This is a genomic window from Nostoc sp. (genome assembly GCF_036917555.1).
Lineage (GTDB): Bacteria > Cyanobacteriota > Cyanobacteriia > Cyanobacteriales > Nostocaceae > Nostoc.
The window spans coordinates 1-13,718 of sequence record NZ_JBALDD010000032.1 but is presented as its reverse complement, the minus strand read 5'-3'; the positions used below and the strand labels follow the sequence as shown (position 1 = coordinate 13,718).

The 13,718-nt window shown below is 40.1% G+C and carries 13 protein-coding genes and 2 pseudogenes; 7 read left to right on the top strand and 8 right to left on the bottom strand.

Annotated elements, in window-relative coordinates; all coding sequences use genetic code 11:
• Positions 1 to 299: 299 nt before the first annotated feature.
• The gene (locus V7K60_RS13830) at positions 300 to 707 is read right to left on the bottom strand and encodes a VOC family protein (protein WP_334926326.1); all 408 of its coding nucleotides are present in this window, start codon (positions 705 to 707) and stop codon (positions 300 to 302) included.
• 723 nt (positions 708 to 1,430) lie between these two features.
• Between V7K60_RS13830 and V7K60_RS13825 the strand changes: the two genes are divergently transcribed.
• Positions 1,431 to 1,649, top strand: a complete 219-nt coding sequence (locus V7K60_RS13825; protein WP_334926324.1) for a hypothetical protein — start codon at positions 1,431 to 1,433, stop codon at positions 1,647 to 1,649.
• A 130-nt stretch (positions 1,650 to 1,779) separates the two neighbouring features.
• On the opposite strand, the gene V7K60_RS13820 is transcribed toward V7K60_RS13825, so the two are convergent.
• The 4 genes and pseudogenes from V7K60_RS13820 to V7K60_RS13805 form a co-directional block, all read right to left on the bottom strand.
• On the bottom strand, positions 1,780 to 2,259 hold the full coding sequence (locus V7K60_RS13820; RefSeq protein ID WP_334926323.1) for a lecithin retinol acyltransferase family protein: 480 nt from the start codon (positions 2,257 to 2,259) through the stop codon (positions 1,780 to 1,782).
• A 340-nt stretch (positions 2,260 to 2,599) separates the two neighbouring features.
• Positions 2,600 to 3,457: an SIMPL domain-containing protein gene (locus V7K60_RS13815; protein WP_334926321.1), complete on the bottom strand. Its 858-nt coding sequence runs from the start codon at positions 3,455 to 3,457 to the stop codon at positions 2,600 to 2,602.
• Positions 3,458 to 3,597: 140 nt separating this feature from the next.
• Positions 3,598 to 3,975, bottom strand: a complete 378-nt coding sequence (locus V7K60_RS13810; RefSeq protein WP_334926319.1) for a hypothetical protein — start codon at positions 3,973 to 3,975, stop codon at positions 3,598 to 3,600.
• 507 nt (positions 3,976 to 4,482) lie between these two features.
• Positions 4,483 to 5,625, bottom strand: a pseudogene (locus tag V7K60_RS13805) (NAD(P)/FAD-dependent oxidoreductase).
• Between the two features lie 134 nt (positions 5,626 to 5,759).
• Between V7K60_RS13805 and V7K60_RS13800 the strand changes: the two are divergent.
• The 3 genes from V7K60_RS13800 to V7K60_RS13790 all read left to right on the top strand — a co-directional run bounded on the left by V7K60_RS13800 (position 5,760) and on the right by V7K60_RS13790 (position 8,821).
• Positions 5,760 to 6,602, top strand: a complete 843-nt coding sequence (locus tag V7K60_RS13800) for a YaaW family protein (protein ID WP_334926317.1) — start codon at positions 5,760 to 5,762, stop codon at positions 6,600 to 6,602.
• The gene (locus V7K60_RS13795; RefSeq protein WP_334926315.1) at positions 6,584 to 8,020 is read left to right on the top strand and encodes an O-antigen ligase family protein; all 1,437 of its coding nucleotides are present in this window, start codon (positions 6,584 to 6,586) and stop codon (positions 8,018 to 8,020) included. The genes V7K60_RS13800 and V7K60_RS13795 overlap by 19 nt, the downstream gene beginning before the upstream one ends.
• Positions 8,021 to 8,302: 282 nt before the next feature.
• Positions 8,303 to 8,821, top strand: a complete 519-nt coding sequence (locus tag V7K60_RS13790) for a hypothetical protein (RefSeq protein WP_334926313.1) — start codon at positions 8,303 to 8,305, stop codon at positions 8,819 to 8,821.
• A 110-nt stretch (positions 8,822 to 8,931) separates the two neighbouring features.
• Here V7K60_RS13790 and V7K60_RS13785 read toward each other — a convergent pair whose 3' ends face one another.
• The gene (locus V7K60_RS13785) at positions 8,932 to 9,120 is read right to left on the bottom strand and encodes a DUF6887 family protein (RefSeq protein ID WP_334926311.1); all 189 of its coding nucleotides are present in this window, start codon (positions 9,118 to 9,120) and stop codon (positions 8,932 to 8,934) included.
• Positions 9,113 to 9,289: pseudogene (locus V7K60_RS35245) on the bottom strand (DUF6888 family protein). Before V7K60_RS35245 ends, V7K60_RS13785 begins: the two are co-directional and overlap by 8 nt.
• A 219-nt stretch (positions 9,290 to 9,508) precedes the next feature.
• On the opposite strand from V7K60_RS35245, the gene V7K60_RS13780 reads away from it, so the two are divergent.
• A complete protein-coding gene (locus V7K60_RS13780; protein WP_334926310.1) occupies positions 9,509 to 10,030 on the top strand; it encodes a Ycf51 family protein in 522 nt (173 codons plus the stop codon).
• Between the two features lie 386 nt (positions 10,031 to 10,416).
• Here the strand turns inward: V7K60_RS13780 and V7K60_RS13775 are convergent, their stop codons facing one another.
• Complete coding sequence (locus tag V7K60_RS13775) at positions 10,417 to 10,632, bottom strand: hypothetical protein (protein WP_334926308.1); 216 nt, start codon at positions 10,630 to 10,632, stop codon at positions 10,417 to 10,419.
• 260 nt (positions 10,633 to 10,892) lie between these two features.
• On the opposite strand from V7K60_RS13775, the gene V7K60_RS13770 reads away from it, so the two are divergent.
• Positions 10,893 to 12,083, top strand: coding sequence for an iron-containing alcohol dehydrogenase family protein (locus tag V7K60_RS13770; RefSeq protein WP_334926306.1), 1,191 nt, complete (start codon positions 10,893 to 10,895; stop codon positions 12,081 to 12,083).
• Positions 12,080 to 13,312: an aspartate aminotransferase gene (locus tag V7K60_RS13765; RefSeq protein ID WP_334926304.1), complete on the top strand. Its 1,233-nt coding sequence runs from the start codon at positions 12,080 to 12,082 to the stop codon at positions 13,310 to 13,312. The genes V7K60_RS13770 and V7K60_RS13765 overlap by 4 nt, the downstream gene beginning before the upstream one ends.
• The last annotated feature ends 406 nt before the right edge of the window (positions 13,313 to 13,718 follow it).

Genomic DNA, 13,718 nt, shown 5'->3' with positions numbered 1-13,718 from the left:
AATTTCAAGTCTGGTTAAATACTTATTATTAAGACTGACGCAAAGAGTTTTTTGATCGTCAATTAGATAGACATTATATAAAAGTCAAGAGCAATGCCTACAGGGGAATTGTAAAGATATATAAATATTTCCCAGTGGCAGCATAAATTCCGTATTTTATCCCGATAAATCTATGGAAGAAAAGGTATATTCCTATCGATAATGTTCATACAGCATTAATCGGTATCATGTACCCCAGTAAATCAAAAAGTTCTAGCCTGTAAAAATCCTGCCCTGTAAATTAAACGTCTAGACATAACTTATTTGGTTATGTCTTTTTTCTTGTCGTTAGTCTTGAAACGTTGAATTTCAATCAAATAACCATCAGGATCGCGGAAAAAACAATGGTAAATGTTGTATTTTTCATTTAATGTAGGTGGCTTTTCAAATTCGACGCCACGTTTTTTGAGATATTCAAACCATTCATCCACCTGTTGTGTTACTAGGGTAAAAATAACACTTGATTGCTTATCTGGTGAAGGAGCCGATGTTTCGCTTGCTTGACACAATCCTAAGTATCCAGAACCACTAATAGTATAAATTCGGCAGGTTCCTTGGTCAAGCCATAGCTCCAAACCTAGCTTTTGTTCGTAGAATTCTGTAGATACATTGAGGTTATGGGTAGAAAAGAAGGTAACTTGTTGGTCGATTTGCGGATGAGTAGACATAAAACACATTTGAGTATATACCCTAACGACATTGGGCGATCGCAGATGTAAAAATTGATTGATGTTAGAAACCTGTTACTGCTCCAGAATGCCTTAAGTGCATCTGGAGTTTCTTTTTGGAAAAAGCCATAAAAATTTTCTCAATCATCCTGATATGCCAAAACATGGCTGAATAAGGATGCATACTGAATTATCTATATTTAACACGGGCATCACTTATTGATGTACCCTTCCTGCCAAACAACTCTCGCAAAACAGCCTTAGCTTATCTGGGGCTGTTTTGCGTTAATTCCAACAGAGAAGGAATGTAAACGAGAATCCTCAAACACTTTTATCTACATTTGAGTGTATACCCTGATGACGTAGGATTTTCTCAGGGTGAAAATTTGGTATAGGTAAATGCGTATCTTTCCTGGCTCCAGATTTGTCACAAACATTTCTGGAGTTTTTTCATTATTGGAGCTTGAAATCAGCAATTTAGTCTAGACTCTAGTGAATATTTGATTTTGATTATGAACATGCATATTATATAGGACTCCTATAGGAATCCTATTTGATTTTTGAACAAGACTCAGTACGGATTTATCCCTTCTTTCCTGTTCACTGTTCGCTATTCTCTGTTCCCTGTCCACACTAATAAACTCAAGAATCAAAACGGATTCCTATAGCTGTGGAGTAAAATAAATATAAATTAGGAATTTTTATAAAAATTACTGAGAAAGTATGGAAATCTCAAATTCTACTCCTCAGAGAGACATGCCACAGCTACAAGCTTCAGAAACACTTGTACAAGCTAAGAGTATCAGCCGTCGGGAGTTTATGAAATTGTCATTAGAAGAACGGCGATGTATATTGGCAGCACAGGCTGAGTTAATGTTATTACATTACGAGCAAGATAGAGAATGGCAGGAGTTACAGACAGGAGATTTAATTGATTATTAGCTCTTTTACTTATAAATAGGGTTATCTTGCTTGCTGATTTTGATCTGACAGTGAGAGCGTAAATAACAAAAATATGCTCTGTTTTTAAAGTAAGTTTAAAAAGTTCTTATTTATCATTATCATTGTCATCTTAATGTCTCCCAAAATTTAATATATTCTCTATACTTTTATGTATATAATTTTTACTTGATTCCGCCGATTTAATCACATTTGTTAGGTTCTTAGACAAACCATCAGCGACAGCAATACCATTATGTCCTACGATTTCTTTAGCCTTCTCCACTTGAGGACTAATTGGTTCACCTGTCTTACAATAATGTGCAAAATGCTCACAGTTATTATAAAAAATATTGTAGTTTTTCTCTCCTAATCTTCGTTTTGCTCTCATGAAGACAACTATTGGAGGATCGCATTTATCATATTTCTTAATATAAATTTTCCTATTTTTAGCAAACTCAGTCATGGGAACCCAAAGGATTATTCCATCCTTCTCATGTTTATAATTATTTTGATAATGAATAATAGTGTCATTACCACAATCAATTCCATGATGATACAGAGATTTACTATTATTATAAATACTACAGTATATGTGATCTCCTTGTGCCATTATTGATCTCCAGATATAACTATATATTTTTAAATCTTTAGGCACATTTTATTAAATGTATTATTTATTTGTCAGTAGTAAAAACCGTAAAGTTTTTCGATAAAGTTAGAACCAAATCTTTAAGTAGAAATTTTTAAATACTAGAATTTTCTTTAAGTAAATACTGAGTAATATCAAGAGATAAACATGAAAATTTATATAAATAGCTTTAGAAAACATGAAGTAAATAATAAGTGCGATTGCACCTATTCTTATTGATTCGACTCAGAGACAAAATAGTTAAGCGATCGCACTTCCAATTTTGACTAAATCAAAGTGCAATCGCACTAAATATAAATGTTTATTTCGTTGTGTATGTCACAAAAATATCCTTTTTCATTTCAACTTCTGCCAGAGCATCTGGATTATAAGCTGGTGATAATAAAAAACTAGCAAACGACGGTAAAGGAACTCCAGTTTTAGAACTACATGAGGGATAAAATAATGTGTAAAATGGCTCGGCGACAGAAGGAGTACTAAGTTTAACTTCCATTGCAGTTGCTAAAGCCTGAGCGCGGCTTTGAGCATCTTTCATCGCTGATTGATAAACTGAACTCTGCAAAGCCTGACAGTCATTAACTGCGTACTCAACACCCACACTCTTGACAGAAAGGTTTTCAATTTGGCTCGTGGACTTGTTTACTGTAGCAACAATTTCCTGGACGCGTTCGCGTGTTGGTTTTTCTAGTCTCACCAATATTTTGGCGTTATTTTCACTGGAATTAGGGTTAATTTGCACTTGAATTTTATCAGCCCTAATGCCTTTAGCAACTAAGCTGTCTACTACAGGCTGAAGAGTTGCTTTCGTTGGGGATTTTTTGTTTGGTAAAGGTTCTGCTGCTGTTTTGTAATTAAAAAGTAGAGTTGGTGAGGATATGCGGCGGGTTTCGGGTAGAGATGATGGTTGCATTTGTAACTCATCATTGCTGCCTCCACTACTGAATACTAACTCAATATCCGCTGTATCTGCTGGCACTCTCACAACCCCTTGACCGATTACCATTAATGAATGGCGATCGCTTGCTGGTGGGTAAAACAATTGGGCATTAGTGACTTTGGGTGCTAATGCTTCCACCCCGACACTCACGGAAATACTTAGCATTAGAGCAGTTATTTTTCTCATATCCTGGGAATATCCTTTGAACTTAGTAATTGTCAAAGTTTACACCTCAAGAGGAATCTACTTAAAAAAATATTGAGCTAATCCCACAGCCTTTGGTTGTGGGATTAGCTCAAAAATTCAAAATTCACTGCGGACGTTATGATATCTCAGCAGAGAGCCAAATCTTGTTAAAACTATTAACCAAACCAGTGAGAGGGTTCACAAGCTGGTTGAACTGTTTCACAAACACGATGGCTAATCCAATCTGACTTTTCTTGAACGATTAAAGAAATACCTTGGTGAATCAAATTCTGTAAATGTAGTTGCTGTTCTAAGGGTTTACGAGGCAATTTGTAATAAGCCAAGCTTCCTTGTTCAGCCTCCGCTAGCGGAATCTGTTCGTCAGACATGACGCTGTAAAAGGAGGGAATGCGGTTGAGGACGAAAGTAATTAGCTCTTGGCGTAAATCAGGAATCGCAAAAGCTTGCTGATATGGATGGGCTGGGTATGTATTCAAAATACTTTCAATTTCTCCCACTATTGATTGTTGTGTTAAATTAACTACCGTTTTCATGATTTTTAAACTCCTTTTTTAATCAAGTCAATGCTTGGTGAAGAGAATAACTTTTTTAGATGGCAACGTCGTGATGACAATCAGTTAAAATTAATTCAAATTACAGATGCAATCAACCCCGAAACTAGCCTCTTATCTTGGTACAATCTCAGACATTTGGCTTTGCTTATTTTAGTTAAAGTTTATACTGTCTCACAGCATGACTTATTAAAATAGCGTCCAATAAGCTGGTAAATTATTGACATTTTATATTTATAATCCTAATTATTTCAAATTTCTGCCAGAAAAGCAAAAATCTACATAAAACGCAGCATTAAGGGCAGGGGATCAAGATTAACAGCAATCAAACAACTTGAATTATGAACAAGTTTTTCATTAAGTTAAGCTTTTTGAGTAATTGACATCACTTTTTAGGTTCGTAGCAAAATTTGCTATTTCATCTAAAAAACTTATTTGTTGCACTTTGATTTAGTCAGTTATAAAAATACCGACTCACATGGTGCAAAATCAGTCTAGCGACAGATGAAATGATCGTGTAAAAACGTTTAAAAAGTTCACATTATCAAAAGGTAGATGACCTAATTGATTATTAATTTCATCAGCCGCAGCTAATCCAGAAAGCATCGCACCTTCTACAAGATTGCCCCCACACCAATCACCACAGCAAACTAAAGGTAAAAGAGTTCCAGCAGATAAAAAAGCTTGGTGCCAAGGACAGCTAGGAAAGGCATAACGCCAACGATGTACTTGCATCCATTCGGGAATATTCAGCCAAGGAAGGGACAAAGATTCAGCTGCTCGTTGCAACATATATTGTCCTGCGGGTTGTAAATCCTGTGATTTGAGATGAAGTTGGGCAAAATCAGCGCTACTTTGCACCACAAAATGTGGTTGTTGAGGGTTAGAACGCTTGCTACTGTCTAAACCAATCCATGCTAAATCAGCATTATCCACAAAAGTTAGAGCTTTCCACTGAGGGAGGGGTTGAGATGTACAAGAATATCCAGCGATGTCTGACGACAAGCCGCTCTGCATCTACGCACTAATCGAAGGATAAAATTCTACAGAACGCAAGTTATCAAGAAAGGCTGCATGCAATACACTCTCACCCAAAGGTTCCAATAACATTACAGCTTGGGGTGCAGGAATAGCGACAACTATAGCTTTTGCAGTTAATTCTTCATTACTAGATTCGAGAGTCAAACGCCAGCTATTTTCAAGAATTGGGGTAATAGCGATGACACGCTGATTCAGTAATATTTCTAGACCAGGGGCGAGGGATTTAGCGATGTCTGACGACAAGCCGCTCCGCGTCTACGCACTCATTCCCCCAGGTGCAACATAACGCGGACTGCGGTTTTTCGGTTCAGATAAAGGAACACCTGTTGTGAGTTCGTAAACCTCATCTGTCCAAACTTCGAGGATATGGCGCGATCGCAATATCTCCACAAAACGTCTAAATAATTCACCCTTTGGCTTCAGGTAACAAGCCCCATGATCCGCCAAAGTTCCATGTAAGCGGCGTGTAGCTAGTCTTCCTCCCAAACCACGCGACTTTTCCACCATTACCACCGAATATCCAGCTTGACTTAACTGCTGGGCACAGACTAAATCGGCAATTCCGGCACCAATCACTGCAATATCAGTCATGAGTCAATAGTCCCTAGTTAATTATTGGTCATTAGTTATTGGTTATTATCAAAGGACAAAATTACTACTAATGACTGCTGAAAGCTAATAGTAGAATAAGGTACAGAAAGCTGCACAGAAGGGAGGAAGGGAAATTGGATGAAATGAGGGCGGCGCTAGAGTTAGCGACCGAAGAAGAATTGCAAGACTTAACGGCAATTCTATTTAGTCGTAAGTTCAATCCCTTAGACTATGTACACACACCCGAACCCATCGAAGTGCAAAGCCAAGACCGCAAAGCTTGGTTAGACGCACTAGAGAGCCGCTTTCGTTTTTTGGCGGCAGATGGGATGACAGTATTACGGGGACGCACAGGGCAGGTAACTTACCGACAAGCCTTAGTTCAAGTATGTAAGTATCTAAAAATTCCCTATTCTCATCAGCTGGCAACCATTGATTTAGAAGCAGAAGTATTTTTGCATCTGCTTGGACAGGTGTGGAAAAAATTACCGGAACAGGAAAAGCAAAAATTGACTGTACAGGTGCAGCGTCAGCTGCTCAAATCAGAACTAAAACAACCCCTACCACTTTTATTACAACGTGACCCCTTGGGGTTGCTTTTCAAAGGCGGTAGTGCGCTAGCGGTTACTTCTCTTCTCCAGCCACTTGTACTGAAGCAAATTGCTCGTCAATTTGCCATCCACTTTGCTACTTATGAAGTAGCCAAACAAGCGGCAATTACAGGCTCAGAAGCAGCTGCAACGCAATTTCAAAGCTATGTAGCGATGCAAATGGCGCAACGGGTTATGACAGTAAGTGCAGCTCGTTATGGGGCAGCCCGCACGATATTTGCCGTAATTGGGCCGATGATGTGGACTTGGTTTATTGCGGATTTAGGCTGGAGAGCGATCGCCACTAACTACGGTCGAATCATCCCCACTATCTTCACCTTAGCTCAAATTCGCCTCACCCGTGAGGAATGTTGGGAGCCAGCTTGAACAAGGTTTTTGACTATTTCAAATCTCGTTGGCAATCTTCTTGGAACTACTCTCTATGGGCACTGTTAATCTTCCCATTGAGTCCTTTAGTGGGGGCTGTGACTGTAGGTTTTGTCTCATTAATAACTTGGCTGAAACAATCCCGCAAAATTAATCGCCGCCCCCTCAACTGGGGATTTGCCCTACTGAGTGTATTACTGATCGTCAGTGCTGGATTTGCCCAAGACAAAACAGCAGCTTTCCTCGGCTTATTTAATTTATTACCATTCTTTTTACTTTTCGCTGCCCATAGCGCTCTGATTCAAACATTTACCCAATTGCGGCAAATGGCTTGGGTTTTGGTGATTGGTTCCATGCCAGTAGCAATTATGGGCTTGGGACAATTATTTTTAGGCTGGAGTTTCAAGTTCCAGTTTGTGTGGGTTGTGTTTAGTTGGACAATCAGACCAGGCGGAAACCCACCAGGTCGTATCGCTTCACTTTTCTTGCACGCTAACACCTTCGCAGCTTATCTAGTAATAGTTTTCATCCTTGGTCTAGGGTTGTGGATCGAACAATGGCGATTGAACATAAAAGGCAGAGGGGCAGCACTTCTCTACGAGACGCTGCGCCAACGGCTACGCAGTTCGACTACGCTCACCGTAAACTCAGTGACCGAGGGGCAGAGGGGCAGAGGGGAAAGACTTAGTGCGCCCCAGTCCCCAGTTCCCTTTATCTTCCTAACCTTGGCGGTGATTACAAATTTCATTACCTTGATTTTCACCAACTCGCGTAATGGGTGGGCGATCGGTATTTTTGCCTGTTTAGCTTATGCACTCTACCAAGGTTGGCGCATTCTTGTAGCTAGTGTTGCTGCGATCGTTTCTAGTATTCTTTTAGCGGCTTTTGCTCCCTCACCAGTCGCTCAAATTTTTCGCTTGGTAGTTCCTGCCTTCTTTTGGGCAAGGTTAAATGACGATATGTACCCAGATAGACCAGTCGCTTTAATGCGAAAAACTCAGTGGGAGTTCGCCTGGTATTTAGCTCAACAACATCCTTGGACTGGTTGGGGATTACGCAGTTTTAGTACACTTTACAGAGCAAAGATGCAGATTCCCTTGGGTCATCCCCATAACTTGTTTTTGATGTTATCTGCTGAAACTGGTTTTCCCAGTGCTTTTTTATTTTGTGGCTTACTAGCTTGGATTTTGATTATAAGTGTCCAATTACTCCAAAAGTCAAAATATATAAATACAGGAGACAAATTGATATTTTTCAGTTATCTTCTGTCCTTTGTTGGGTGGATTTTATTGAATACAGTAGATATAACCCTCTTTGATTTTCGTTTGAATGCGCTTTCATGGCTAATTTTGGCTGCTATTTCTGGAGTAGTACATCGTTATCACGAAAAAGACAGGCTTGCATCTCATCAAAATTAGCTATTAGTTTTTTCAGTGTATGCACTGGGGACATTGAGAGTTTTAAGTTAATAATATTGTTATATTCACGTCTGTGAGTGTGACTAATACCTAATTAGTCACTGTTGCTGATTGTTGGGAAGGTGTAGGGACATCCCTTTGGGGTTTTCCTGCATGACGGGCATCTCTTGTAGATGCCCTTTTGTATATTTATTATTTTTATTCAGTTAAACACTATCTTAAAAAGATTGAATTTGACGCAATATCTGAAAAATTTTTATCTTTCATAAAGGAATGTAAAACATGATTGCTGAAGTAAAATTAGGTCTTTGTAACCCACCAGAACCTATTTATTTATATGTAAAAAAAGGAGAATTAAGCGGGGAATCCTACCTATGGTATAATTATGATATTAATAATAAAATGACTATTCCTGTGCAGCAAAAAGGGCTGACTGGTTATTTATCAGATATTAAATTAACGACGAAAGAGTTTAGAGAAAGGGACAACATTAAGTTAGACATCGTTGTTAGAGCGGATGAAATTTATGTTGTTAGGACTGGGAAAGAAACGAACTTTGCTAAAAGTTTCCTCTTAGCTGTATCGCTAGTCCAAGACTTTTCCAAGCCACTGATTATCGCTGCAACTGCTGGAGAAGGAAATGTGGTTTTTTGTAACCTCTACGACGCAGCAACTAAAACCAGGATTCACTCTGAATGGAACAGAGATGCTGATTGGCTAGCAATAATTGATAGTATTCAAACTAGGTTGCAAACATCTAAAAATTCCCATATCGTCTCTGGTGAGCCAATACTATTTTAGAAAAACTGAGGAGGCTGGGGAAGTCGGTTAAGCAATTCTTTCCCAGTTTTATTCGCTAAAACCTAACAAAATTAAATTACTCACTAACAGAATGATTATGTGTTTTTTAGCTATGGCTCTAAGCCTTGGCTACATTTTTCTTGGATGATTTGTTGTAGCTCATCTACAGAATTAAGACGTTTGCCATTAGACTGAACATGTAATGCTAGGGCGTGAATTGCTTCTGCCTCACCACAATTTTGTAAGATATAATCTCGCAATTGCTTGCGTGTCATTTCTCTAAAGTTAGGCTTATTCATAATCAACCTCTCCTTCTGGATTAATTACTACAACTGTCTCTTCACCTGCTATTACTACGATGTTATCTGTTCGCTCATCTTAGCTAGCTAGGTAAACCGGGAGATACATTCGCGTTAGCCAAGTCAAGACTCTGTATAACTGTTTCAATTGTTCTGAGGTTGGCTCCATTCACTGCTAAACTTAGGCTAAACACAAGTTGAAACTTTATTTATTATGATCGATAACCTTTAGGGTGTATTCTTTGTGAAACTGCACAAAATTAGGCTTGGTGATACAAGAGGCTTGAGCAAGTTGTTCGATCTATGCAACCTCACAGGTAATCGGTGTAAGCTCTCGGTAAAATGGGTGTGTCGGTAACGAAAAAAAGACGCCTCCATAACCAACCTTATGCTCACAACAGCTAACTTTCTTCAGTACACCCAATGGGCAGGTATAGCTACATTGGTATTTGCTGCCTTGACATTTTTGGCTTTTATTCTCAAATGGGGCATCCGCTTTCGGTTGGTGGGTACGACTGGCTTTATGCTGGTGGTGACTGCTGGTTTATTTGGACTCTCAATAGTGCCCTTGAGTCGGACTGTGATTCCGGGATCAGTCCGGTACACTTTAGTTTATGACAATGGCTCAACACAAGCGGTGATTGCCACATCACCCCAAATTACACCCACACAATTAGAAGCAACTTTACGTCAAGCAGCTAGTAATCTTTTTTCTTATGGTCGCTCAGGTACACGGGAAGACGAAAATTTGACAGTTCGCGCCCGTACTATTATCCACCCGGAAACAGGGATTTCTGTCCCAGTTTACTTGGGTGAGGTCAAGCGCTCGCTGGTTTCTCATCAAAATTCCCCGGTAACAGTCAAAATTTACACAGACAATTTTGCCAAATTGCCAAAACCTACTGCTTAAAAGGCAGGGAGCAAGGGGAGCGGAGGAGAAGATTAACAATTCAAAATTCAAAATTCAAAATTCAAAATTAAAGACATTTTCAGATGGGGATTTAAATCCCGACTGAAACTGATACTACGTATAGACGTAGGGGTCTTAAACCCTTTAATTTACGATAATTAATGCCTCATGACAGCAGTTGCTCCACTTGGGGAAACCCCATCGCCTTTGGCGTCTCCCCTTGGGAGAAGACTGCACTGCCTCCCCCATGCCCCATGCCCAGAGAACAAAAGTAATTTACCTGTTATCAGGATAACAAAAGTTATTTTGTATTTACTGATACATTAATGGTTATTTTTAGATTAAGATATTTACACTTTAGTGGTTATACTGTGGGAAAAAGTTTATCAGCGTGGGGTAATGGGTACTGACAGTTGTAATTTGTCAGTTGTTGTCCTAATTGCCCATGTTGCCATTTTCAAAATTCTTTGCAGCAAATCGAGGGGTTGTAAAGGCATATATTTGCATACTTTATATATATATCTGTAGCTAAAAATTGCATAAGATAGCACGATCGCCAACACATTATCAATTATCGATTGCTTTTCTTGAGAATCTGACAATGGTAATGTTAATTAATTATACGGTTATTCAAAACTTTAATAGTTCGGAATTTCAGGTCAATGGGTATTTATAGATTCAAGCAATGTCGTCAAACTACTCAATCAGTCGGCAACAGGACTTGTCTATTTAATTGCTTGGCTAAAATGCAGATAAGCCGGGTGTCAGGTTGGAGCCATCCAAAAACCAGCTTGGCAACAAGTATCCTCGATCACCAGTCTATTTGATTAAGAAATATCAAGGTTTTGGCAAACGAGATTATATGCCCAATAATTTTTCAACTCAACCTTCTTTGTCTACTCAAACCTCTAGTTCATTATTTACGCTCACAGTTTCCCCCACAAAAGTAATCCGTGGTTCTGGGGTGTTGCAAACAGCCGCAGCAGAAATTGCCTGTTTGGGAAGTTGTCCCTTAATTGTGGCAGGTAAGTCTACTCTCGCCATTAGCCAACAAAATTTACAACCAGTTTTAGAAGCGCAGCAGTTACATACTGTCCAAGCTTCTTATGGTGCAGATTGCTGCGAAGCTAGTCTGAAATCTTTACAGAAAAAGGCAAAAGAACATAAAGCTGATGTAATTATCGGTGTTGGTGGTGGCAAAGCCCTGGATACAGCGAAATTAGTCGCGCAGCAGTTACATCTACCAGTGGTGACAATTCCTACTTCCGGGGCTACTTGTGCAGCTTGGAGTGCCTTATCGAATGTTTATTCGGAAGATGGGGCTTTTGTCTACGATGTGGGGCTATCTCGTTGTCCCGATTTATTGATACTCGATTATGACTTGATTAAAACTGCACCACAAGGTACCTTAGTAGCTGGAATTGGTGATGCGATCGCTAAGTGGTACGAAGCCTCAGTTAGCAGTGGACACTTGCAAGACACTTTAATTATTGCTGCGGTGCAACAAGCACGAGTTTTGCGAGATATCCTCTTGCAAAAGTCAGCCGCCGCCCTCGAAGAACCAGGTAGTCAGGTTTGGCGAGAAGTCGTAGATGCCACTGTTTTATTAGCTGGGGTAGTTGGGGGACTTGGAGGGGCACAGTGTCGCACAGTTGCCGCCCATGCCGTGCATAACGGTTTAACTCATATTTCAGGACATGGCAGTATTCATGGGGAAAAGGTTGCTTTTGGGATTTTAGTGCAACTGCGTTTAGAAGAAATGCTACAAGGCAATCAACTAGCAGCATCGGCACGGCAACAGTTGTTAAAGTTCTACACAGAAATTGGACTACCCCAAAAATTAAGTGATTTGGGATTGGGGAATATTACATTAGGCGAATTGCAAATAGCCGCCGAAATGGCTCTAGTTCCTAATTCTGACATCCATCGACTACCGTTTAAAGTCGCGCCAGAACAGTTGATGGCAGCAATGGTTTCTACCACTGCACCTATAGATAGTAGAGATACTACAAATCGAGTTTCGCCCAAGGGAATGAGTGACGAGGTTTTATGAGTTTAAATTGGATTGTCCCAGCAGAACGCATACAAAAACTACCACCTTATGTATTTGCTCGTTTAGATGAACTGAAAGCTAAAGCACGGGAACAAGGGTTAGATTTAATTGACTTGGGTATGGGAAACCCCGATGGTGCAACGCCAGCACCAGTAGTAGAAGCGGCGATCGCTGCTTTAAAAGATCCTGCCAATCACGGTTATCCACCCTTTGAGGGCACAGCTAGTTTCCGCTGTGCCATCACTAACTGGTATCATCGCCGTTATGGTGTGGTTCTCGATCCTGATAGCGAAGCCTTGCCATTGCTGGGTTCTAAAGAAGGATTAACCCATTTAGCACTCGCCTACGTTAACCCTGGTGATTTAGTTCTGGTTCCTTCCCCGGCTTATCCTGCACATTTTCGCGGCCCGGCGATCGCTGGCGGGAAAATCCACAGCTTGATTCTTAAACCTGAAAATGACTGGTTAATTGATTTAGCTGCCATTCCTGACGAGGTTGCCAAACAAGCTAAAATTCTCTATTTCAACTATCCCAGCAATCCTACCGCCGCCACCGCCCCCCGCGAATTTTTTGAAGAAATTGTCGCCTTCGCCCGCAAATATGAAATTTTGCTGGTGCATGATTTGTGTTATGCCGAGTTAGCTTTTGATGGTTATCAACCCACTAGCTTGTTAGAAATTCCCGGTGCGAAAGATATTGGTGTGGAATTTCACACCTTATCTAAAACCTACAATATGGCTGGTTGGCGCGTCGGGTTTGTTGTGGGGAACCGCCATGTAATTCAAGGTTTGCGGACGCTGAAAACTAACTTGGATTACGGCATTTTTGCAGCATTGCAAACAGCAGCTGAAACAGCTTTGCAACTGCCAGATGTGTATTTGCATGAGGTACAACAACGCTACCGTACCCGCCGCGATTTCCTCATTCACGGGTTAGGAGAGTTGGGTTGGGATATCCCCAAAAGCAAGGCGACGATGTATCTTTGGGTGAAGTGTCCCGTTGGTGTTGGTTCCACAGATTTTGCCCTGAACGTGTTGCAACAAACAGGCGTTGTGGTTACTCCAGGTAATGCCTTTGGGGTTGCAGGTGAGGGTTATGTCAGGATCAGTTTGATTGCAGACTGCGATCGCTTGGGTGAAGTTTTACATCGCTTCAAGCAAGCTGGCATCCACTATCAGCCTGAAGCTGTAGTCCCTGCTTCAGAGGCGATCGCCGATCTCGTTAGTTGATTAGAAAAAAGAAAACCAATATTACATGACTAAAATTTTTGCTGATGATCTTTGAGATCGTGTAAAAAAGTAGAAAGAGTTAACAATGATTGGTACTAATATTTACATCAGTCAAGAAACTCAAGAATCTTGAATTACAGCTGCTGCTTTAAAAGAAGTATCTGTTGAAGAACTAGCTTCTTCTCTTTTAAGGGAAAGTATTCAAAAAAATTTTGGGCAAATTCGCTATTTTAGTTGCAAAAGATACTACAACTAGAGGATTTACTGAAAGAAAAGGCTATTGGCGTGGCAAGACTAAAATATTGCATTAAAATCACCTGTTTGATCGGGTTCAAAAATTGGATAAAGATGTTTAAGTTTGACACGAGCGTCTTCAGTAGTAAAACGCCAAATTACTTTACTAGCG